The 20,776-nt window shown below is 69.7% G+C and carries 17 protein-coding genes and 2 pseudogenes; 10 read left to right on the plus strand and 9 right to left on the minus strand.

All coding sequences use genetic code 11. The annotated features are described in order from the left end of the window. Positions 1 to 59 precede the first annotated feature (59 nt). Complete coding sequence (locus PPSIR1_RS17675) at positions 60 to 1,130, plus strand: methyltransferase (protein WP_006972475.1); 1,071 nt, start codon at positions 60 to 62, stop codon at positions 1,128 to 1,130. On the opposite strand, the gene PPSIR1_RS17680 is transcribed toward PPSIR1_RS17675, so the two are convergent. Both PPSIR1_RS17680 and PPSIR1_RS17685 read right to left on the minus strand, forming a co-directional pair. Next, positions 1,127 to 1,570 carry an ABA4-like family protein gene (locus PPSIR1_RS17680; RefSeq protein WP_006972476.1) on the minus strand — a complete coding sequence of 148 codons (444 nt, stop codon included), beginning with the start codon at positions 1,568 to 1,570 and terminating at the stop codon, positions 1,127 to 1,129. The genes PPSIR1_RS17675 and PPSIR1_RS17680 overlap by 4 nt on opposite strands. 51 nt (positions 1,571 to 1,621) lie before the next feature. Further along, a complete protein-coding gene (locus tag PPSIR1_RS17685) occupies positions 1,622 to 2,293 on the minus strand; it encodes an alpha/beta fold hydrolase (protein WP_006972477.1) in 672 nt (223 codons plus the stop codon). A gap of 3 nt (positions 2,294 to 2,296) precedes the next feature. Between PPSIR1_RS17685 and PPSIR1_RS47985 the strand changes: the two genes are divergently transcribed. The 3 genes from PPSIR1_RS47985 (at position 2,297) to ltrA (ending at position 4,990) form a co-directional block, all read left to right on the plus strand. Then, a complete protein-coding gene (locus PPSIR1_RS47985; protein WP_006972478.1) occupies positions 2,297 to 2,542 on the plus strand; it encodes a hypothetical protein in 246 nt (81 codons plus the stop codon). A gap of 177 nt (positions 2,543 to 2,719) precedes the next feature. After that, positions 2,720 to 3,535, plus strand: coding sequence for a spermine/spermidine synthase domain-containing protein (locus PPSIR1_RS17695; protein WP_006972479.1), 816 nt, complete (start codon positions 2,720 to 2,722; stop codon positions 3,533 to 3,535). Between the two features lie 564 nt (positions 3,536 to 4,099). Next, positions 4,100 to 4,990 (plus strand): group II intron reverse transcriptase/maturase, encoded by an 891-nt coding sequence (gene ltrA / locus PPSIR1_RS17700; RefSeq protein WP_006972480.1) that lies wholly within the window; start codon positions 4,100 to 4,102, stop codon positions 4,988 to 4,990. Here the strand turns inward: ltrA and PPSIR1_RS17705 are convergent. Then, positions 4,932 to 6,354: pseudogene (locus PPSIR1_RS17705) on the minus strand (IS3 family transposase). The gene ltrA and the pseudogene PPSIR1_RS17705 sit on opposite strands and share 59 nt — an antisense overlap. 92 nt (positions 6,355 to 6,446) lie before the next feature. Between PPSIR1_RS17705 and PPSIR1_RS17715 the strand changes: the two are divergent. Then, the gene (locus PPSIR1_RS17715) at positions 6,447 to 6,971 is read left to right on the plus strand and encodes a group II intron maturase-specific domain-containing protein (protein WP_232296500.1); all 525 of its coding nucleotides are present in this window, start codon (positions 6,447 to 6,449) and stop codon (positions 6,969 to 6,971) included. A gap of 457 nt (positions 6,972 to 7,428) precedes the next feature. Here the strand turns inward: PPSIR1_RS17715 and PPSIR1_RS17720 are convergent, their stop codons facing one another. The 3 genes from PPSIR1_RS17720 to PPSIR1_RS47990 all read right to left on the minus strand — a co-directional run bounded on the left by PPSIR1_RS17720 (position 7,429) and on the right by PPSIR1_RS47990 (position 11,007). Then, positions 7,429 to 8,871 carry a pyridoxal phosphate-dependent decarboxylase family protein gene (locus PPSIR1_RS17720; protein ID WP_006972483.1) on the minus strand — a complete coding sequence of 481 codons (1,443 nt, stop codon included), beginning with the start codon at positions 8,869 to 8,871 and terminating at the stop codon, positions 7,429 to 7,431. A gap of 134 nt (positions 8,872 to 9,005) precedes the next feature. Further along, a complete protein-coding gene (locus PPSIR1_RS17725) occupies positions 9,006 to 9,659 on the minus strand; it encodes an L-threonylcarbamoyladenylate synthase (RefSeq protein WP_006972484.1) in 654 nt (217 codons plus the stop codon). Positions 9,660 to 9,714: 55 nt separating this feature from the next. Further along, the gene (locus tag PPSIR1_RS47990; protein ID WP_006972485.1) at positions 9,715 to 11,007 is read right to left on the minus strand and encodes a hypothetical protein; all 1,293 of its coding nucleotides are present in this window, start codon (positions 11,005 to 11,007) and stop codon (positions 9,715 to 9,717) included. Positions 11,008 to 11,083: 76 nt separating this feature from the next. On the opposite strand from PPSIR1_RS47990, the gene PPSIR1_RS17735 reads away from it, so the two are divergent. Further along, positions 11,084 to 11,992 (plus strand): amidoligase family protein, encoded by a 909-nt coding sequence (locus PPSIR1_RS17735; protein ID WP_006972486.1) that lies wholly within the window; start codon positions 11,084 to 11,086, stop codon positions 11,990 to 11,992. Between the two features lie 96 nt (positions 11,993 to 12,088). Here PPSIR1_RS17735 and PPSIR1_RS51275 read toward each other — a convergent pair. After that, positions 12,089 to 12,256: pseudogene (locus tag PPSIR1_RS51275) on the minus strand (class I SAM-dependent methyltransferase); the annotation flags it as partial. Positions 12,257 to 12,575: 319 nt separating this feature from the next. Between PPSIR1_RS51275 and PPSIR1_RS17740 the strand changes: the two are divergent. Continuing rightward, positions 12,576 to 13,715 (plus strand): FAD-dependent oxidoreductase, encoded by a 1,140-nt coding sequence (locus PPSIR1_RS17740; RefSeq protein ID WP_045116220.1) that lies wholly within the window; start codon positions 12,576 to 12,578, stop codon positions 13,713 to 13,715. Positions 13,716 to 13,729: 14 nt separating this feature from the next. Here the strand turns inward: PPSIR1_RS17740 and PPSIR1_RS17745 are convergent, their stop codons facing one another. Beyond that, on the minus strand, positions 13,730 to 14,806 hold the full coding sequence (locus PPSIR1_RS17745; RefSeq protein WP_045116221.1) for a cupin domain-containing protein: 1,077 nt from the start codon (positions 14,804 to 14,806) through the stop codon (positions 13,730 to 13,732). Positions 14,807 to 14,864: 58 nt separating this feature from the next. Between PPSIR1_RS17745 and kynU the strand changes: the two genes are divergently transcribed. Then, positions 14,865 to 16,079, plus strand: coding sequence for a kynureninase (gene kynU, locus PPSIR1_RS17750; protein WP_006972489.1), 1,215 nt, complete (start codon positions 14,865 to 14,867; stop codon positions 16,077 to 16,079). Between the two features lie 181 nt (positions 16,080 to 16,260). Further along, positions 16,261 to 17,865 (plus strand): hypothetical protein, encoded by a 1,605-nt coding sequence (locus tag PPSIR1_RS17755; protein WP_006972490.1) that lies wholly within the window; start codon positions 16,261 to 16,263, stop codon positions 17,863 to 17,865. Between the two features lie 124 nt (positions 17,866 to 17,989). Here the strand turns inward: PPSIR1_RS17755 and PPSIR1_RS17760 are convergent, their stop codons facing one another. Further along, positions 17,990 to 18,868, minus strand: a complete 879-nt coding sequence (locus PPSIR1_RS17760) for a hypothetical protein (RefSeq protein ID WP_006972492.1) — start codon at positions 18,866 to 18,868, stop codon at positions 17,990 to 17,992. Between the two features lie 401 nt (positions 18,869 to 19,269). Between PPSIR1_RS17760 and PPSIR1_RS17765 the strand changes: the two genes are divergently transcribed. Then, positions 19,270 to 20,694: a cytochrome P450 gene (locus tag PPSIR1_RS17765; RefSeq protein WP_006972493.1), complete on the plus strand. Its 1,425-nt coding sequence runs from the start codon at positions 19,270 to 19,272 to the stop codon at positions 20,692 to 20,694. Positions 20,695 to 20,776: the final 82 nt, after the last annotated feature.

Consider the following 20,776-nt stretch of genomic DNA (forward strand, 5'->3'; position numbering starts at 1 on the left):
GGCTAGATTCAGCGCGAGGGTGAGACGGACCGCTCCGAGCTCGCCCGCGCTGCTCGGTCATGAAACGCCGCTTCCCCGACGACCGCTCGAACCTCGAGGCCCGCTTCGCCGCCCAGCGCCTCGCCTTCGGTCCCATGATGTTCCAGGCCACGCGGGTGCTGCGTCGCTGTGGCGCGCTGGCCTTCCTCTACAAACGCGAGCTCGACGGAGCGAGCGTGGAGGAGCTCGCCGAGGCCGTGGACATCTCGCTCTACGCCGCTCGGATCTTGCTCGAGGCCGGGCTCGCCGCGGAGCTCGTGCAGCTCGAGGGCGATCGCTACGTGATCACGCGCGTGGGCTACTTCGTGCTCCGCGACCCGATGACCGAGGTCAACATGAACTTCGTGCACGACGTGTGCTACCGGTCCATGTTCCACTTCGAGGAGGCCCTCGCCGAGGGCAAGCCGGCGGGGCTGCGCGAGCACGGCGACTGGGCGACGGTCTACGAGGGGCTGACGCAGCTGCCGACGCACGTGCGCGACAGCTGGCTGGCCTTCGACCACTACTACTCCGACGGCGTGTTCGAGGGCGTGCTGCCCAAGGTGTTCGCCAGCGAGCCCGCGCGGGTCCTCGACGTCGGCGGCAACACGGGCAAGTTCGCTCTGGCCTGCTGTGGCCACGACCCCAAGGTCGAGATCACCATCGTGGACTTGCCCCGGCAGCTCGAGCTCGCCAAGGCGAACCTGCGCGAGGCCGGGGTCGCGTCGCGGGTCGAGTTCGTCGCCGCCAACATGCTCGACCCCGAGGTCGCGCTGCCCGGGGGCCACGACGTGATCTGGATGAGCCAGTTCCTCGACTGCTTCTCCGAGGCCGAGATCGTCCACATCCTCGAGTGCGCGGCGCGGGTCATGGACGCCGACACGCGCCTGTACATCCTCGAGACCTACTGGGACCGCCAAGACTACGAGGCCGCCCGCTACGCGGTCATCAACACCTCGCTCTACTTCACGGCGATCGCCAACGGGAACAGCAAGATGTACCACTCCGAGCGCATGCAGGCCTGCCTCGAGCAGGCCGGGCTGGTGCTCGACGCGGACCTCGGAACCATGGGCTACCACACCCTGTTCCGGTGCAAGAAGGCGCAGGGCTAGCTTGGCTCGGGCTCGGGCTCGGGCTCGGCGCCCTTGGTCAGCCAGCCCCGCAGCGCGGCGTAGACCAACAGACCCACGGGGCCGAACATCAAGGTGAGCACCAGGATGGGGCTGAGCTTGTAGCCGGCCTCGGGCGCGTCGCGGATCATCCAGCGGGCGACGAAGAGGTCGAAGCACAGGTAGTGGGTCCAGCCGGCGAGGGCGGCCCACTCGTTGGTGAAGCCCTGCATGACGCCCGCGAGGCTCGAGAAGTTGCCGCCGTTGCCGGGCAGGGACAGGGCGTAGCCGAGCAGCGCGAGGTAGCAGGCGGCGAGGATCAGCCACGGCCACAGGGCGTCGGCGAAGTAGCGCGCGAGCTTGGACCGCGGCGCGAACATCCAGGTCAGCCAGATCGGCATGGGCAGGGCGTTGACGATGGAGAACACGAGCTCGGGGTCCATGGTTTCCTCGCCGCCGTTCTACCCGCTGGCGGATGCCGGGGCCATCACCCGTCATCTGGGCGGTGCCTGGGTGACGCTTTTGGGCGGCTCGGAGCCCATCATGTAGGCCGCGTTGGCCGAGACCATCTCGATGGACGGCGAGGGCTGGGCCGGGTCGCCCCCCGGGCCGTCGGGGTCGAGGGCGGGGTGACCGGTGGTGTCGACGAAGGGCAGGTGCTGGGGCATGAGGGCCAGCTGCTCGCGGCTCGCCGGGTCCACCAAGGGGGCGCGGTAGACCGCCCGCTCGGCGTCGGTCCAGTCCCGGGTGTTGCTGCCGACGCACTCGGGGTCGAGCAGGAAGCACTCGATGAACCAGTTGTCGTCGATGATCGCCGGGTAGGCGGTGGCCGGGTCGATGAGGCTGTCGAACATGAAGTCCGGCACGATGTCGAGGCTGGGGAGGGGCAGGGCGGGCCCTTCGAAGAATACGAAGGCGCCGGCGCGCTCGGGGTCCATGCGCGCGGCGGCGAAGCCAAAGGGCACGCCCCAGTCTTGGAGCACGAAGGTCACGTTCTCGAGCTCGAGGCCGGCGACGAGCTCGGCGAGGTTCTCGGCGTGGGCCTCGGGGGTCAGCGGCTCGGTCTTGTCCGACAGCCCGAAGTTGATCATGTCGGGGACGATGACGCGGCCGTGCTCGGCGAGGGTGGGGATCATGTTGCGCCACAGGTAGGCCTGGGTCGGCACGCCGTGGACGAGGACGATGTGGGGCTGGCCTTCTTGCCTTGTCTGATCGGGGACGCGGATCCGGGCCTGCGCCGGGTCGGCGACTACTTCATGGCCGACGGTCCGTGGGTCTGGGTGCTGACCCACCCGCAGCTGCGCGGGACGGCGCGGGTGCGGGCGTTCACGAAGTGGATGCGGGCCGTGCTCGAGCGCGATCGAGAGCTCATCGAGGGCCACCGACCGCAGCCGCGGGTCGCCGACCTTCGATGAGGCCGCGGCCCCGGCGGCTCAGCTCGCGCACGAAGCACCATCGCCCGCCCCATCGAAGACATCTGGAGTTTCGCTCCTTGGCCTCGACGCGCAGCGACGCACCTGACGACGCGCGGCGAATTTCAGCAGCTTGCTAGCTCGCCAGGCTCGGGTTTTCGTGCGATAGGGCGCTCGCCCATGAGCGAACGCGATCAAGTCATCCACCGCGCCACCGGAGGTCCCCTCGAGGTCATCCTGTGGCGCGAACCCGATGGTTCGATCTCGCTGACCATCGACGACTACTGGCAGTTCATCAGCCGCGACGAGCACGTGTTCCACGAGGTGCTCGTCGACCCGGCGATGATCGCCGCGGCGAGCACCCGGCGCGTGCTGATCCTCGGGGGCGGGGACGGGCTCGTGGCCCGCAACGTCCTGCGCTATCCGGGCGTCGAGGCCGTGGTCCTGGTCGACTACGACCCGCAGGTCACGAGCATGGCCCTCGAGGTCCCGGAGCTCGTCGAGCTCAGCGAGGGCTCGCTCCACGACCCGCGCGTCGAGCTGATCCACGCCGACGCCCTCGCCTTCGTGGCCGACCCGAGCCTGGGGGGTACGCGCGAGCCCGGCGGGCTGTTCGACGTGGTCATCTGCGACTTCCCGGCGCCGGCCCACGAACGCTACGCGCCCTTGTTCGAGGCGCCCCTCTACGCGCAGATCGCCGCGCGGTGTACTCGAGAGGCCCCGGTCTCGGTGCAGGTCAGCGTCGACGCCCCAGACTTTTGGCCGATCCTCGCGGCCGTGGGCGAGAGCTTCCCCGAGCTCGAGCCCCGCGTGGCCAACCTCGCCGTGGACCAGGGCCCCGGCGAGGACGGCGACTGGGCCAGCTTCATCCTCGCCTCGCGCGCGCCCCTCGAGGCCCGACGAGCGCTCGCGCCCCAGGCACGCTTTTTGGCCGAGCACCCGCCGAGCTCGCTCGTCGTCGTCAACCGCAGCGGCGCAGACTTCGAGACCCGCTGAGTTCCGTTTTGCCCCCGCGGTCGTCTCGGGACCGGGGGCGCTTCGTCGCTGTCCGCTCCTCCGCTGTGGTCGTGGGGCAATGGGGTTCGTGCCTTTTAGAGGGCATTTGGTCGCCCCCGCGAGCGGGGGCGTGGATTCGTGTGCTCGGCATGGACACCGACCTGGAGGTGAAAGTCCTCCTCCAAGGAGCCACGAACGAAGAAAGGGAAGCGCAAGGGCCCGAGGGCGACTGAGGGTCTGAAAGAAGCGTGAAACGAACCAGCGGGTCGACGCACAGAAACCGGATCAGAGGCGGGGCGCCGAGGGCGAGCGTGCGAGTGAACGCGAAGCTCTTCGTGGCCGAACACGGCGTCACGTGCATCCGGCGATCGCGCTGGGAAGGCCGGTGTCCTTACCCGGGGAGCTCTCGCTCTAGGGGCCTGAAAGGGCCACGTGGTCACGCACGCGGAGCGAGAAGTCAGCAGAGGTCACGAAAGGTGTCGAAGGGCGCCACAAGGACCGAACGATAGCGAGGGCACGACGCCCGAGAATCTCGACGAGACCATGCCTCAGACGTCCAAACAAATGGAGCTCCCCCTGTGGGCCACCGGTGGATCCGGGACGCCCGAGGGGAGCGAGGAGGCCTCGTCGGCGAGGACCGGAAACGAGGGCCCAGGCACGCGCGCGCTCATGGAAGAGGTGGTCGACCACCGCAACCTCGAGCGCGCGGCGAAACGAGTCAGGCAAAACCGTGGAAGTCCTGGTATCGACGGGATGACGGTCGAAGAGCTGCCCAGGTGGATGCGCGAGCAGTGGCCTGGGATCCGCGAGCAGCTGCTCGCGGGCAGCTACGAACCCAAGCCGGTGCGAAGGGTGCAGATCCCCAAGCGCGGGGGAGGCGAGCGCGAGCTCGGCATCCCGACGGTGGGCGACCGTGTGATCCAGCAGGCGATCCTGCAAGTCCTCCAGCCGCGGCTGGATCCAACCTTCAGCGACCACAGCTACGGCTTTCGGCCGGGCCGCTCGGCCCACGACGCGGTCTCGCAGATGCGGGACTACGTGACCGAAGGGCGAGTGTGGGTCGTGGACATCGACCTGGAGAAATTTTTCGACCGGGTCAACCACGACATGCTGATGGGGCGGCTAGCCAAACGCTTCGAGGATCGTCGACTGCTCAGGACGCTCCGCCGCTACCTCTCGGCCGGCGTGATGGTCAATGGGGTGAAGGTGGAGCAGAGGCGAGGGACGCCGCAAGGCGGACCGCTGTCGCCTCTACTTGCGAACGTGTACCTCGACGAGGTGGACAAGGAGCTCGAGCGACGCGGCCACGCGTTTGTCCGCTACGCGGACGACCTCCGGGTGCTCGTGCGGTCGAAGCGGAAGGTGTCAATGAAAATGAGACAGCTTCGGGTTGGGTTTAGTGTCCCGCTGCGGGACTCGCGTGGGTATCGATGGTCTTGTTCGAGGGCTGGTTGATCCAGATCTCGGTCGGCAGCGAGGGCGGTGTTGGGGGTCCGTTTGGGAAGCGCTCGGGATGCGCTGCGAATGCAGCGGCGAGCGCTCGGGCACGGGCCTCCTGCCGCTCCTCAGCGAGGCCATGGTGGATGTCGTGGGGGGTCATCAGCCCCAGGCCGCTGTGGAGATGTTCGTGGTTGTACCAGCTGAAGAAGTCGCGGCAGTGGCTCTCGGCAGCGGCGAGGTCATCGAAGCGCCCGGGGTACTCGGGTCGGTACTTCAGCGTCTTGAAGTGGGACTCGGAGAAGGGGTTGTCGTTCGAGACCCGTGGCCTCGAGAAGCTCTTGGTCACGCCTAGGTCGGCGCAGGTCTGCGCGAAGGTCTTGGAGGTCATCGGCGAGCCGCGATCTTGGTGCAGCGTGAGCACCTTCGGCTCGATCTGCTGCCGAGCGCAGGTCTCGGTGATGAGCCGCTGGGCCAGACCTGCCGACTCGGCCTCGGCGATGAGCCAGCCGACGACGTAGCGACTGAAGAGGTCGAGGACGACGTAGAGGTAGAAGTAGGTCCACTTGCGCGGGCCGAGCAGCTTGGTGATGTCCCAGGTCCACACCTGGTTTGGCGCCCTCGCGCACAGCCGCGGGGTGGCGTTGGGGGGATGCACGCGCTGGTTCTGCGTTCGCGGACTTCGTCGTTGTCGGTCAAGATCCGGTACATGGTGCGGACCGAGCACAGGTGCTTGCCTTCGTCGAGCAGCCGCCCGTAGACCTCAGCAGGGGCTTGGTCGACGAAGCGTTGTTCGTGGAGGGTATCGAGCACCGCCTGGCGCTCTTGTCCCGACAGCGCGCGCGAGGGCTTCGGGCGCGGCCGCTTGGGTCCGTGGAGCTCCCCGTAGCGCTTGCGGTAGTAGGTCGCACGAGACAGGCCGAGAGCGGCGCATGTCGACTCGACGCCGAGCTCGGGGGCGACCCGGTTGACGATGTCGATCATGGCTCCTCGTCCTTGCCGAGTTCCTCGAGCATCGATGCCAATTTTTTTTGGACCTCGACGAGGGCCTCGGCGCGCTCACGGCGGGCGCGCTCCTTGGCGAGCTGCTTCTCGAGCTCGGCGATCTTTTTATCGCGGGGGTCGGTCTTCGGCTTGGGCCCGCGCTTTTTCGGCTCGAGGGCCGCGAGTTCACCGAGCTCGCGGGCTTGCCTCCAACTCGACAGGTGCGACGAGTACAAGCCCTCACGACGCAGCAGCGCGCTGACCTCACCAGGCTTGGTGCAGGCATCGGCTTGCTCGAGGATCCGGCGCTTGTACTTGGCCGTGAAGCGCCGCCGCTTTGGTTTTGCCACCACCTGTACTTCGGGCTGAGTCTGGCGTGGTTTGGTTGTCTGAGTCATCGGCTGGCTGGTTCTCGCCCTCTACACTAATCTCGGGGGCTTCGCTGTCTCACCCTTGTTGGCACAGAGGGAAGCGAGCGGGGGAGCGGGTGATGGGCGCGCTCATCAAGCGCTTCGCCAAGCTGCGGCTGCGAGTCAACGAGTCGAAGAGCACGGTGGCCCGGGTCTACGAGCGGCCCTTCTTGGGGTTTGACCTGTGGGTCAACAAGAAGGGCGAGACGAAGATCGGGGTGGCGAGCAAGTCCATGGAAAGGATGAAGGAGCGCGTCCGCGAGCTTACGAACAAGCGTCGCGGACGGCGTGTGGAGCAGGTGGTGTGGCAGCTGCAACGCTACCTGCAGGGGTGGTGGAGGTACTTCGGGCTGACAGAAAGCCGACGAGGACTCCGAGACGTCGAGGGGTGGATCCGACGCCGGATACGGTGTCTGATCTTGTACCAATATCGGACCCCGAGGCGGGCGTATCGAGCACTGCGGGGGCTGGGAGCCCGAGACTTGCAGGCGCGAGCCGTAGCGGCTCACGTGAGCAAGTGGTGGTGGAACTCGAACGGCGTGGTGAACCGCATCCTGTCGAACTCGTATCTCGCACGGCTGGGAGTCCCGACCCTGGCCTCGTGACCTCAAGCATCGAACCGCCTGGTGCGGACCCGCATGCCAGGTGGTGTGGGAGGGGCTCGCCGGGGAGACCCGGCGCCCCTATCCCGATCTTGACAGTCCCTGAGTCGTGGACGTGGGGCAGGGAGGGCGTGGCGTCGTCCACGACGGCTAAAATAGTCAGAGGGTTGGCCAGAACTCGTTTTGGCCGACCCTCTGAGTCGCGGACGTGGGGCAGGGAGGGCGTGGCGTCGTCCGTGACGGCTAAAATAGACAGCGGGGCGGACAGGACTCGTTCTGGCCGACCCTCTGAGTGCTAGCTGCTCGCAGAAGCTCAAAGATTCGCGGAGGCCGGCAACGAATCGCCCCCCTTGGGGGCGACCCAAAGCCCACTCGAAGGCACGAACACCATTGAGGACAAGCCAAAGCGGAGGAGCGGAGCGACGAAGCGTCCCCGGTACGCAGCGGCTGTGGGGGTAAATTAGGACGCGTTCATGTACATGGTCAGCAGGGCGTCGCGTTTTTCGGCGCTGAGCAGGTTCATGAGGGTGTTGAGCGGGCCGAGGCGATCGGGGATGCCCCCGGTCAGGCCCAGCATGGGCGCCAGCTTCATCATGATTTGAAGAGGGTGCTGATCGGCGACTTCCTGGGCCGCCTCGGTCAGCTTGGCCTCGTCAAAGGACGGTCCGTCGGCGCGGAGCTTGGCGGCGCAGGCTGCTAGATCGGCGATCAGCTCGGGCACCTTCGGGACGCTGCCCGGGCTCATGGCCACGTGGAGGTTGGGCGGCGAGCCGCCGACGGCGAACTGCGGGACCATCTCCCAGCCCCGGTCGGCCATGAGGTCCGCGAGCTCGAAGATGTTGAGCTCGTCGGCGGCGATGGTGAACATGCTCGTCTCGGGATCGGCGAGCACGCGCAGGCCCTCGATGGCGTTGATGCCCGCGATCGCCTCGCGCGTCCCCCCGATCATCTTGCGGGCGAGCGCTTCGTAGCCCCGCAGGCCCAGGGCGCGGATGAGGGCCCACGCGGCCGCCACGGGCCCGCCCGTCCGGCTGCTCTGCACCGTGGGGTTGATGACCGCGTACTCCGTGGTCCCCGAGCACACGAAGAAGGCGTGACGCCGCAGCTCGCGGTTGCGGTAGAGGACCACCGAGGCGTTCTTGGGCGCGTAGCCGTACTTGTGCAGGTCGGCGGAGATCGTGGTCACCCCGGGCAGGGCGAAGTCGAAGGCGGGCAGGTCCTCGCCGATGCGCCGCTGGAAGGGCAGGATCAGCCCGCCCACGCAGGCGTCGACGTGGCACGAGAGCCCGCGCTCTTTGGCCAGGGCGGCGATGGCCTCGATGGGGTCGATGGTCCCGTGGGAGAAGTTGGGGGCGGAGCCGACGAGCAGCACGGTGTCGTCGGTGATCGCCTCGCGCATGGCGTCGACGTCGGCGCGGAAGCCCTCGGGGTCCACGGGGGTCATCCGCACGCGCATGCCCAGGTAGTGGGCGGCCTTGTGGAAGGCGGGGTGGGCGGTGATCGGCAGGACGATCTCGGGGACTCCGAGCTTGGGCTTGGTCTCGCGGGCGTGGTCCCGGGCGGTCTTGACCGCGAGCATGATGCTCTCGGTGCCCCCGCTGGTCACGTTGCCGACGACCTGCTCGTCGCCGCCGAGCAGCGAGGCGACGGCGCCGACGATGTCCTTCTCCATGCTGGCGATGGAGGGGTAGAGGTTGATCCACAGGGCGTTGGCCCCGAGCACCCGGCGGTAGACGTCGGCGGCGAGGGCCTCGGTCTCCTCGTCGGTCTTGTAGACCCCGCCGAGGACCTTGCCCGTCGACGTGTCCACGTCGCCGGCGAGGCGGGCTTCGAGCTCTCGCCAGACTTGCTCGTGGGCTGTGGGTTCGACTCCAAGGAGGGGATTGTTGGCGGCGTCGCTCACGGGCCGACCATACTGCCAAAGCGATTGTTTTGTGATCCCCCGGGTTTTTGTTCGCCCGATCTCCGTCAGCGTCTCGACCCAGCCTTCATTCCAGGACCTGGGCATCAGTGGGGGCGGCGACTTCGACGTCGCCCTCAGCTCGGGAGGCTGGCGAGCAAGCTCTCGAGCTCGGCGTGTTCCACGGTGCCCTGGCGCTCGATCGACAGGGCCCCGTCGACGATGTCGATGACCGTCGACGCGCTCTTTTTTTGGATGTCCCCGGCGTCGACGAAGATGTCGACGCGGGCGCCAAAGCTCCGGCGGACCTGGGCGGGGGAGCTCTCGCCGGCCTTCTTTTGGCGGTTGGCGCTGGACACCAGCAAGGGCCGACCCAGGGCCGCCGCGGTCGCGCGCGCGAGGGCGTCGGCGGGCACGCGCACGCCGACCTTGGCCTTCTTGCCGCCGAGCTCCTTTTTGACCTTGCGGGGCAGGGCGTCGCCGAGCTGCACGCGGATCGTCAGGGGCTTGGGCCACAGGGCGTCGGCGAGGACGCGGGCGGGCTCGGGGAGGGCGGCGTCGATCTCTTCGAGGCGGGCGTGGGAGTCGATGAACACCAGCGCGGGGGCCTTGCGGGTGCGCTGCTTGGAGACCATGAGGTCGAGGACGGCGCTGGTATTGGTCAAGTCGGCGACGATTCGATAGCTCCCGTTGCACGGCAGACACACCAGGCCGCCCTCCTCGAGGGTCGCGGCGAGGCGCTGGGCGAGGGCGGAAGTATCGGTGGTGTCGTCGAGCTTGATGGTTTCCATGGGGAGCGGAGACCCGCGCGAGCTGCGGGATGCACCACGATAGCAGCCCAGGCTCCTAGGTGGGGCGGGCTCCTTCAACCATTGGGGTGCTCCGGGGCCGCCCAGATCGGGGTGTGAGACGCAATACGCATGCTTCGAGGGGGCGAACCACGCGCTCGCGCCCGATCGCCCACAGCTCGTCCCTGCGCGCGTCATCGAGGAGCCCGTGTTCGGGCATGGCCCGCTCCAACCCCAGGCGAACGGTGTCGCAGGGGCGGGCGAAGTGAGCGCTGGCCTGGGCGCGCAGCCGCGGCCAGCGCTCGAGGAGCCAGGTGAGCAGGATCCAGGCGTGCTCGGCGTGGGCTGCCTCTTCGGCGGCCATCGCCTCGAGGGTCGCGCGAATGCGGGCGTCGGTGCAGGCGGCGGCCATGTGCTCGAGCTCGAGGGCCGACAGCGTCTCGCCGATGCACCCGGCGACGATGGTCTGCTCGAGCAGGGCCTCGAGGCCCTCGGCGGGGGCTTGGGGGTGGAGCGGGGACGCTTCGGTGGCACCGCGGGCCCGCGCGATGGCCCAGGCAGCTCGGGCGTGGCGGCGTTCGTCCTCGGCGAACTCGGTGGGTGGCCGGCGCAGCGGAGTCGGTGCGCCGAGCTGCTCGAGCTGGCGCGCGAGGAGCTCGAAGGCCTCCGCCGAAGCGGCCTCGCACGCGGCGACGCGGGCCCAGGCTCGGCCGGCTCGCTCCCTCGGACTCGATGGGCCTGCGTCGGTCTCGAGCTCGCCCGTGACCACGACGCGGCCGAGGCCTGCGCAGTAGAGGTCCGCGTCGGGGATCGGGTCGCCCGGAGAACCTTCGCACGAACCCGGGGAGTAGGGCTCCTCGCAGCTCGGAGAGTCCGTACATTCGACGCCGTCGAGGAAGCCCAGGCCGCTGCAGTAGACCACGCAGGACAAGCTCGCGGGGCAGGGCGCACACGCGTCGCAGTCGCCGTAGTCGGCCTGGCAGCTGTCCGCGTCGGGGTAGAGCTCGCCGCAGTCCGGACCTTCGCACGCGCACCCGTACAGCGGCGTGCAGCCTCCCGTCTTCCAATAGTAGCCCAGGAGGTCGCTGCAGGTGCCCTCTCTGGCGACGTCCATGGCCACGGAGCAGTCGACGGGCTCGCCGGCCTCGGTCTCCGTATCGGTGTCCGTGCCCTCGTCGCCGATCTCGTCTTCGCTGCCCTGTTCCTCCCCGACGGTGAGTACGCCGGTGTCCTCCTCGGGGCTGGGCTGGTCGGGGCCACAGCTGATCAGCGCCGTGCTGGAGAGGGCCAGTACGGCTCTCTCGAGACGACGGCGGCGTGCGTCGAGGCGCGCGTGGATCGAAGCGTCCATGCTTCGACCCTAGCACCGAGCATTGCGAGCAGGGGCATGCGCTCGAAGCTGGCGATGGAGTGTGCGAGTCTGGCCCGTGTGGCCCCGTGACATCGACTGGCGGTCGCTCCGCTTCGGGGTCGAGATCGAGTTTGTCGGTATCGCCCCCGAGGCCGTGGAGCGCCTCGATGGTTGGTCCGTCGACCCACGAGAGCGCATGCGTGCCCTCGACGGGAGCTACGGCGGCGGCGAGATCAAGTCGCCGCCCGTCGACTGGTCCCAGCGAGGGCAGATCGAAACCATGATGGCGCGCATCGAAACTGCCGGTGCCTCGGTCAACTGGAGCTGCGGCTTCCACGTGCACGTCGGCCTCGAGCCCTGGGGGGTCGACGCGCTCCCAGCCCTCCTCGACGCGGCCTTGACCACGCAGACGGCTCTGCGCGAGCTGTTCCAGACCCCGAGTCACCGGCTGATCTTCTGTCCTCCGGTGACCCGGGCGCAGCGCGACGCGTGGCTGGCCGCGCCCTGCGAGGACGCGCTGTGCCACGTCGGCCGTCCCCAGGGTCACCGCAGCGGGATCAACCTCGCGGCCTGGTACGAGTTCGGGACCGTCGAGCTGCGCTTTGCCAACGGGACCCTCGACGCCGATCGAGCCCAGCGCAGCGTCGAGCTGGCGCTGCGCTGGGTCGCGGCCGTCGGTCGCGGTGCCGCGCTGCCGGGTGAGCGCGAGGCCCTGGTCGCTGCCCTCGAGGTCGCGGCCGAGGGCTACCCGCCGCCGCACCCCGAGCCGGTCTGGCACGCGCGCGAAGAGCAGCTCAGCGCCCTGATGATCCCCATCCTCCAGCCGCAGATCACCGCCGAGGTGCCGGACGCCGAGATCTTGTGGGTCCGGCCCACGCCCGAGGGCTTGTACGTCAAGACCGACAGCGGGGACCGGTGCAACCACCGGTTTTGGTTCGAGCCCCACGCGCAGGGCTTTCGCCTGCTTCGCTTCGAGAAAGCTTGAGCTGGGCATGGCACCCGCGGCGCGGAGGGATCCGACGAGGAGCTGAAACACCGGGGACTGGTCGAGGGGGTACCAGCTGGTCGCCGCAGCGCGTCCGCCTGGGCGAAGGACGCGGTGGCGCTCGGCGAAGCCCCTGGCCGGGTCGGGAAAGAAGATGACCCCGAAGTTGGAGCAGGCGCGGTCGAAGCAGGCGTCGGCGAAGGGCAGGGCCTGTCCGTCGCCCCGGCGCACGCGGACGTTCGCTGCGCGGGCGCCCTGGGCTGCGCGGGCTCTCTCGAACTCCCGGACTCCCGGACTCCCGGACCATCGGTGCGGAGAAGAAGGGCTTGGTGGCCTCGACGTAGCCCTCGGACACGCGGTCCCAGGGCCCTGCTGCGGAGAAGGGGTTGTCGGTGGGGCTCATCTCGACGTCTCTCACGGAGGCTTGCGCACGCCTGCGGCCCCAACACTGGGGCGCTGGGGAGGTCGGACGGCAAATGCATGCTTGCACAGTTGTTTGAATGCTGATTGGACCGGACTGCATTGCCGGCGTATTGCGATTGCCTTCGCCATGGCGGGGTTGTAGACCCCAGTCTCCGTGACGATGCTCGACTGGTTGATCGTCGGAGCCGGCGTGCATGGGCTTCACGTCGCCGCCTGCTTGCGCCGGCGGGGGGCGACGGTGCGCATGCTCGACCCGCACCCGCGCCCGCTCTGCGAGTGGGACCGCCGCGCGGAGAACCTGGCCATGAGCCACCTGCGCTCGCCCCTCGACCAGGACATCGGCGTCGATCAGCTGTCCTTGCATCACTTCGCCGACAGCCTCCCCAAGCTCGAGCCCGGGACCTTCGCCGGGCCTTGCCGGGCGCCCTCGGTGGCGCTGTTTCGTCGCCACGTCGAGTGGGTCCGCGGGCGCTTTGGCCTCGACGCGCTGCTCGAGCGGGGCGTGGCGCAGCGCGTCGATTTCGTCGAGGGCGGGGTGCGGGTCGAGAGCGAGCGGGGCAGCCTCCGGGCCCGGCGGGTCGTCCTCGCCCTCGGCCAGGCGCCGATCCGCGCGCCGGCGTGGGCCGAGGCCGTCGGCGGGTCCGCGCTGCACGTGTTCGATCCTCGCTTCGACTCGAGCCTCCCCGATGGACCGGCGGTCGTCGTGGGCGGCGGGCTCTCGGCGGTGCAGCTGGCCCTGCGCTGGGCTCGAGCCAAGCCGGGGGCGACGACCCTGGTCTGCCGCCGACTGCCTCCGGTCGCCGAGCTCGACGTGGCCTCGCGCTGGTCTCGTCCGCGCTGGTCGTGGCGCTTCGCGGGCTTCTCCCTCGCGGGTCGGGCCGCCGTCCTCGACAGCGAGATTCGCCACGGCAGCGTCCCGCCCCGCGTCGCGGCGCGCCTGGCCCGGGCGCAGCGACGCGGGCGCTTGCGGGTCGTGTGCGGCGAGGTCACCGGCGCGCGCGAGCTGGGCGGCGAGCGGGCGCTCTGGCTCGGCCGCGGCGACACGCTTCGCTGCCGCCGGCTCGGCCTGGCGACGGGCTTCGAGCGCGACTTTGACGGGGTGCCGCTCCTGGACGACCTCGCCCAGGGCTTCGGCCTCGCCCGCGGCCCTCGGGCGGCGCCCGTGCTCGACGACGCCCTGCGCTGGCACCCGCGGATCCACGTGGTCGGTGCCGCGGCGTGCCTGAGCCTCGGGCCGTTCGCGGCCAACATCGCCGGGGCTCGGCTCGCGGGCGCGCGGCTCGGGTCCGTGGCGAGCTGACCGCGACTCCTCCCTCACTCGCGGACGAGGAGCAGCTCGAGATCGGGCGAGACTTCGAGCCCCGGGAGGGTCTGCCCCGCCGGGAAGGTCGCGGCGTCCCCTTCAGCGAGGACGAGGCGCTCGTTCGCGGAGGTCGACCAGGACAGCGAGCCACGGAGCACGAAGGCGAAGCTGAACGCGTCGGGGAAGGTCAGCGCCGCGTCGCCGCCTTCGGGACGCAGGCGCAGGACGTGGGCCGCGGCCCGCCGACTCGCGCGCTGGATCCCGAGGTCTCGCGCCGCGAACCCAGGCGTCGTCCAGGGCTCCCAGCTCGCCTCGCTCGCGCGGTGGCGCGTGAACAGCTGACCCCCAAAGGTGCGCTCGGGCCGAAGTTCCTGGGTGGGCAGGGTCAGCGCGTGGTCGACGAGGGTCTCGTGCAGGGCGGGGCAGCCGAGCTCGATGACCTCGAGGCCGTCGGAGCACTCGAGGACCCGGTGGCGGATCTGGGGCGGCTGCAGCACGCAGTCCCCGGCCTCGAGCACGAAGGGCGGCCCCTGGTCTTCGTAGACGACGCGCACCCACCCGCGGCGGCAGTAGATCATCTGGAAGGCGACCCGGTGGTAGTGGACGTAGTCGGGCACCGGCCCGCCCTCGGGGATGCGGATGTGCGAGGCGATGAAGCGACCGCCGCAGCGGGACGGGATGAGGTCGCGGTAGAGCATGCCCGCGCGGCCCTCGACCCACCGCGCCCCGTCGAGCGCGGCGCGGGTGTGCTCGAGTCGCGTCGCGTGCTCGGGGACCTCGAGGGGCGCCTCGGCGAGGCCGAACTCGACCACCGTTGCGTTGGGGGCAACGATGGGCTCGCGGGCGCGGCCGTCTAGATCGTCTCGGCACTCCAAGCGCAGAGTGGACGGCCTCGGGTCGAGGTCTCGGTCGAGGCGTAGGCGGAGGCCGTGGCCCGAGATCACGACCTGTCGCGGGTCGTCAGCCGGAAACACGGCGTCGACGCGAAAGCCCAGGGCGTCGGTGAAAAAGCGCAGCGTCGCGTCCAGCGGCGCCCCGGGGAGCACCACCTCGGCCCGTCGAATCGCAGCGTGGGATCCCTGGTCCATGGCGCAGCTTAGCTCTTACAGTGTCCCCGTGCCCATCACCCGCGCTCAGTGTGAAGCCATGGACGCCGCCGACCCGCTCGCCCGCTTGCGGGGCCGCTTCTCGCTGCCGCCGGGGCTCATCTACCTCGACGGGAACTCCCTGGGCGCGCGCTCGAACACCGCGACGGAGGCGGCGCGGCGGGTGGTCGAGGAGGAGTGGGGGCGCGGGCTGATCCGCAGCTGGACCCAGGCCGACTGGATCGACGCGCCGGTGCGGGTGGGCGACGCCCTCGGTCGGCTGATCGGCGCCGCCGAGGGTCAGGTGCTGGTGACGGACTCGACGACCGCGAACATCTTCAAGCTGCTCGTCGCGGCGCTGAACCACCAGGCGCCGCGCGGCGTGGTGCTGCTCGAGGGCGAGAACTTCCCGGCCGACAACTACATCGCTCAGGGCGTCGAGTTTGCCCTCGCGCGGGGCCTCGAGCTGCGCGTCGTGCCTGGGGCGCAGCTCGTCGACGCCCTCGACGAGAGCGTCGCCGTGCTCCTCGCCAGCCACGTCAACTACCGCACCGGGCTCAGCCTCGACATGGCTCGGATCAACCGCCGGGCCGCCGAGGTCGGGGCGCTGACCCTGTGGGATCTGGCCCACAGCGCCGGCTTGCTCGACGTGCGCCTCGACGCGAGCGGGGCGGACATGGCCGTGGGTTGCGGCTACAAGTACCTCAACGGCGGCCCCGGGGCTCCGGCCTTCCTCTACGTCGCCGAGCGCCACCAGGCCGCGCTGCGCTCGCCCTTGTTTGGCTGGATGGGGCACGCGCGTCCTTTCGAGTTCGGGGCTGACTACGAGCCGGCGCCGGGGATTCGAAGGTTCGCGTGCGGGACCCCTGGAGTCGTCGGCCTGGCCGTGCTCGAGGACGCCCTCGAGCAGCTCGCCGACGTCTCGCCCGTGGATCTGCAGGCGAAGGCGTCGAAGCTGACGCGGACCTTCATCGAGCTGGTCCACAGCCGCTGCCCCGACGCGGGCATGACCTTGCTCGGGCCCGTCGAGGCCGCCGCGGGCGAGCGGGGCGGGCACGTCACCTTCACCCACCCCGAGGGTTATGGGATCGTCCAGGCCTTGATCGCCCGCGAGGTCATCCCCGACTTTCGCAGCCCCGAAGGCGTGCGCTTTGGCTTCGCGCCGGCCTACCTGCGCTTCGTCGACCTGTGGGAGGCCGTGGAGCACCTGCGCTCGGTATTGGCGGGGCGGGAGTACGCGGACGCGCGCTACCGAGAGCGCGCGCGGGTGACATGACGGATGGAGCGAAGGTCTTGGTGAATCGACGATGGTACTGGGACTGCAATCATTGAAAGCCCCCATTTCGACCTGGCGAATGGGTCGTCTAATTGATTCAAAACGTGGAGGAAGAGCCTCGTGCGTACGCTCATCGCGGTGATGGGGGGACAACATTGGCGGGTGCACTACCCTCCGGCCCATGAACATTCGCACCTCGCTCGCTTTGTGCTGCCTATTCCCCGCGATGATCGCCTGCGCCCCGGCTGGGGACGAGGGCGGCGACGACGAGGTTGGGGAGAGCGGAGACAGCGATGGGGGGACGACCGGCGGAGGGGAGGCGGGGACCACGGACGGCGGCGAGGCAGGGACGACGGGCGAAGGCGAAGACGGGACCACGGGGGAAGAGGAGACCACCGGGGAGGAGGGGACCACGGGGGAAGAGGAGCCCGTCGAGGCGTGCAGCTTCGAGACCACGCCCACGAGCTGGCCCCTGCCCACGCCCATCGCTGGCGACGATCTGCACACCTTGCTGGCGGACTACTGGGGCTGCGGGGAGGGCCAGTACCGCTACCAGCTCCTCGACCTCACGGGCGACGGGGCGACGGACTTCCTCGTGACGGACAACTGCGACTCCGCCGGCGTGGGCACGGACACGTGGCACGTCTACGCGAACACGGGCTCGGGCTTCGCCTCCCAGCCCGCGAACTGGTCGTTGCCGACGCCCATCGCTGGCGACGATCTGCACACCTTGCTGGCGGACTACTGGGGCTGCGGGGAGGGCCAGTACCGCTACCAGCTCCTCGACCTCACGGGCGACGGGGCGACGGACTTCGTGGTGACGGACAACTGCGACGCCGCCGGCGTGGGCACGGACACGTGGCACGTCTACGCGAACACGGGCTCGGGCTTCGCCGCGCAGCCGACGAGCTGGTCGTTGCCGACGCCGATCCCCGGGGACGACCTGCACACGCTGCTGGCGGACTATTGGGGCTGCGGCGAGGGCCAGTACCGTTACCAGCTCCTCGACCTCACGGGGGACGGGGCGCCGGACTTCGTGGTGACGGACAACTGCGACGCCGCTGGGGTGGGGACGGACAGTTGGCAGGTGTACGCGAACACGGGCTCGGGCTTCGCCGCGCAGCCGACGAGCTGGTCGTTGCCGACGCCGATCCCCGGGGACGACCTGCATACGCTGCTGGCGGACTATTGGGGCTGCGGGGAGGGCCAGTACCGCTACCAAATCCTCGATCTCACGGGGGACGGGGCGCCGGACTTCGTGGTGACGGACAACTGCGACACAGCAGGCGTGGGGACGGACACGTGGCACGTGTACGCGAACACGGGCTCGGGCTTCGCGGCGCAGCCGACGAGCTGGTCGTTGCCGACGCCGATCCCCGGGGACGACCTGCACACGCTGCTGGCGGACTACTGGGGCTGCGGGGAGGGCCAGTACCGCTACCAAGTCCTCGATCTCACGGGGGACGGGGCGCCGGACTTCGTGGTGACGGACAACTGCGACACAGCAGGCGTGGGGACGGACACGTGGCACGTGTACGCGAACACGGGCTCGGGCTTCGCGGCCCAGCCGACGACCTGGACCTTGCCCGCGCCGATCGCCGGGGATGACCTGCACACGCTGCTGGCGGACTACTGGGGCTGCGGCGAGGGCCAGTACCGCTATCAGCTCGTCGACTTGACCGGCGACGGGGCGCAGGACTTCCTGGTCTCGGACTTTTGCGACACCGCGGAGGTCGGCACCGACCGCTGGGAGCTCTACGTCGCGACGGAAGACGCTTGCGGCTGAGCTGAGCTGCAATTGGGCGGGGTTCAGTCCCAGCTCGGGACGCGGGCGAGCTCGCGGCGCAGCTCGATGGCGTCGAAGGCCGCCGCCGGCAAGCGGGTGACGCCCGCGTAGATCTGGGTGTCGCTCATGCAGCTGGCCGTCTCGTAGCTGCGCAGGACCACGGCGATCCCGGCCTCGCGGTCGCCGTAGCCCCGACGACGCTCGGGTCGTAGGCGTCCAGCGTGTCCCGTGGGCCTTGCCAGCTCGGGTGCGGCGCGCGGGCGAGGATCTCGAGCCCGCGCACGCGCGCGACCAGATCGCCGCTGCGGTAGACCAGCTCCACCGGCCGCTCGTGGCCCCGAGCGGGCAGGGAGGGCTCGCCGGCGTTGGGGTAGGCGAGCTGCACCGGCAGCGCGGGCATGGGCTCGAGGGGCTGGCTGGCGAGGGCTTCGTTGAGCGTGGGCAGCTGCGCGTTCAGCTGCCTGCGCAGGCGCCCGCAGGTCTCCCAGGGGGCGTAGTCGAGGGTCTCGCCGAGGGTCTCGCCGTCGTAGAGCTCGACGCTGCGAACCACGCCGTCGTCGAAGTCCCGCCAGACCAGCGTGGCCCGGGAGGTGTCGTAGTCCGAGGGGCCCTGGGCGTTCTCGTACTCGAGGTTGACGACGCGCTCAGCCTCGCGGTCGATGGCCGGCAGCCCGTGCGCGCGCACTCCGAATTTGCAGGGCCCCGCCCGCCCGTCGGCGTCAAACTCGAGGCGGGGCGCTCCGGCCTCGGGCGCCGCGTAGGTCCGCGGGCCCCAGCCCTCCTCGCCCTCCGAGGCGTCGGGGACGGGTAGGGGGACGATGGGCTGCGCCGGGGGCGGGGTGTGGTCGGCGCGCTCGGGCTGGACCCGGAACTCGAGGGCGGGATCGTCGAGCTCGAGCTCGAGCTCGCCGCGGATGCTCTCGGCTTCGTAGCCGTCCGCGCAGCCCGCTGCGACGAGGGCACAGGCGAGGGTGGCAGCGGCCAGGGCCGAGGGCGAGCGCATGCCGAGCTCACGCCCGAGCGGGTCGGTGCATTCCCCGGTGCGGTGTTTGGGCGATCACTTTGGGACACGATGCACTTGACCTCGTCGGCGGCGCTGCGCGAGCTCCTCCAGGTTGCGGGGTGGCGCGTTCGACATTGATGTGACCGGCGTGCCGAGACCCTGGCCACGGTGTTTGGGTGGCGCCAGCGTCTCGCAGGTGTGGCGAAAGCCGAAGCTGTACACTTCGAGCTCTTTCGTGGCTGGTGTGACCGGGTCGTTGCGAGCGCGCGAGCCTGGGCCGCCATGAACCCGTTGATCGAGCGCGTGGCAGCGCGGGAAAGCCGGAGCGCTCGTTAGCAGCCTGCGGCGAGGTCGCGCCCTCGGGCCTACCTCAGCACCGCGATCTGTTAGGATTGAATCCCATGGTGATGTTCCTCGATCTGCCCAAGGTCCCGCTCCCTGGACCGCGCACCATGCCGGTGCTCGGCGGGAAGATCAGCTTGATGCGCTTCCTCGGTGATCCGGTCAAGAACATGCTCGATCTTCGCGAAGAGTTTGGCGAGCTCGTGGCGCTGTCCAAGGATGATCCGGGCTGGGTCTGCGCGTTTGGGTCCGAGTTCAACCGCGAGATCCTCAGCAACCCCGCGCTCTACCCCAACTTCATCGAGAGCCCGATCCGCAAGCCCGCCGACAGCGCGGCCGCGACCTTGGACTACAACATCCTCGTCATCAACGGCGACCTGCACCGCAGCAAGCGGCGCGTCTTGATGGCCGCGTTCACCAAGGCCCGGCTGCAGGCCTACGGCGAGCAGATGGTCGAGATCGCCGGCCGCCAGATCGGCAGGTGGCGGGTCCCGGGGGCCTTCCGGGCCCGCGAAGCCATGACCGACATCTCGCTGGAGATCGCGATGCGCTGCCTGTTCGGCCTGGGGCTCGAAGAGTCCCGCGCCCTGTGCACGGACTCCGCCCGGATCATGGATCTGGTGCTCTCTCCGGCCGCGGCCTTGTTCCCCTTCTCGCTCCCGGGCACCCCCTACCGCGAGTACATGACCTGCAGCGAGCGCGTCGACGGGGCCTTCCGGCGGTTGATCACCGCGCGTCGGGCCGAGCCGAAGGAGGACGACGTGCTCTCGGCGATGATCCACGCGACCGACGACGACGGCGAGCACATGACCGATCGAGAGCTCGTGGGCCAGGCGGCGACCTTGTTCAACGCCAGCCACGACACCTCGGCGATGACGCTGACCTGGGCTTGCCTGATGCTGGCGACGCACCCCGAGATCCAGCGCGAGGCCGCCGCGGAGGTCAAAGAGGCGATCGGCGACGCCCCGCCGACGCTCGAGGACATCGAGCGCATGCCCAAGCTCGGTTGGATCATCCAGGAGACCCTGCGCCTGTTCCCGGCCACGCCCAACCTGTTCTTCCGCCGGAGCTCGGCCGACTCGGAGCTCGGCGGCCGCAAGCTCCCCGCTGGCGCGACCTTCATCCTCAGCCCGCTGGTCACCCACCGCGATCCCAAGGTCTTCCCCAACCCGCGCCGCTTCGACCCGAAGCGCTGGGACGGCCTGCGTCTGGGGCCCTACGACTACATCCCCTTCGGGGCCGGCGTGCGTCGCTGCGTCGGGGCCGGCTTCGCGGGTCAGTCGACGCGCCTTGTCCTCGCGACCTTCCTCCAGCGTGCGCGGATCGCCGCTCCTCGACCGCAGAGGATCGACTACCGCGCCAAGGGGGTGGTCTTGGGTCTCGAGCGAGACTTCGACCTCGAGCTCTTGAGCCCCGACCAGGACATCCCCGCGCCCGAGCCCATTGGCGGGACGGTCGAGCGCCTCGTCGAGTTTCGCGCTTGAAAGTCGTCGGGGGGCGGTCCAACGCGACGCGTCCACCCGACGTCCGTCACTTGGATTTCCCTCGGCGGGGCCCTAGCAGTCG

Origin of the sequence: Plesiocystis pacifica SIR-1, from assembly GCF_000170895.1 — a bacterium.
GTDB lineage: Bacteria > Myxococcota_A > Polyangia > Nannocystales > Nannocystaceae > Plesiocystis > Plesiocystis pacifica.

Excerpts from the sequence above, each read along its gene's own strand:
- kynU (WP_006972489.1), top strand. The coding sequence starts at position 14,865 with ATGGACGCCGCCGACCCGCTCGCCCGCTTGCGGGGCCGCTTCTCGCTG.
- PPSIR1_RS17745 (WP_045116221.1), bottom strand. The coding sequence starts at position 14,806 with ATGGACCAGGGATCCCACGCTGCGATTCGACGGGCCGAGGTGGTGCTC.
- PPSIR1_RS17760 (WP_006972492.1), bottom strand. The coding sequence starts at position 18,868 with ATGCGCTCGCCCTCGGCCCTGGCCGCTGCCACCCTCGCCTGTGCCCTC.
- PPSIR1_RS17715 (WP_232296500.1), top strand. The coding sequence starts at position 6,447 with ATGGGCGCGCTCATCAAGCGCTTCGCCAAGCTGCGGCTGCGAGTCAAC.
- PPSIR1_RS17755 (WP_006972490.1), top strand. The coding sequence starts at position 16,261 with ATGAACATTCGCACCTCGCTCGCTTTGTGCTGCCTATTCCCCGCGATG.
- PPSIR1_RS17695 (WP_006972479.1), top strand. The coding sequence starts at position 2,720 with ATGAGCGAACGCGATCAAGTCATCCACCGCGCCACCGGAGGTCCCCTC.
- PPSIR1_RS17740 (WP_045116220.1), top strand. The coding sequence starts at position 12,576 with ATGCTCGACTGGTTGATCGTCGGAGCCGGCGTGCATGGGCTTCACGTC.
- PPSIR1_RS17680 (WP_006972476.1), bottom strand. The coding sequence starts at position 1,570 with ATGGACCCCGAGCTCGTGTTCTCCATCGTCAACGCCCTGCCCATGCCG.
- PPSIR1_RS17765 (WP_006972493.1), top strand. The coding sequence starts at position 19,270 with ATGGTGATGTTCCTCGATCTGCCCAAGGTCCCGCTCCCTGGACCGCGC.
- ltrA (WP_006972480.1), top strand. The coding sequence starts at position 4,100 with ATGGAGCTCCCCCTGTGGGCCACCGGTGGATCCGGGACGCCCGAGGGG.
- PPSIR1_RS47990 (WP_006972485.1), bottom strand. The coding sequence starts at position 11,007 with ATGGACGCTTCGATCCACGCGCGCCTCGACGCACGCCGCCGTCGTCTC.
- PPSIR1_RS17725 (WP_006972484.1), bottom strand. The coding sequence starts at position 9,659 with ATGGAAACCATCAAGCTCGACGACACCACCGATACTTCCGCCCTCGCC.
- PPSIR1_RS17675 (WP_006972475.1), top strand. The coding sequence starts at position 60 with ATGAAACGCCGCTTCCCCGACGACCGCTCGAACCTCGAGGCCCGCTTC.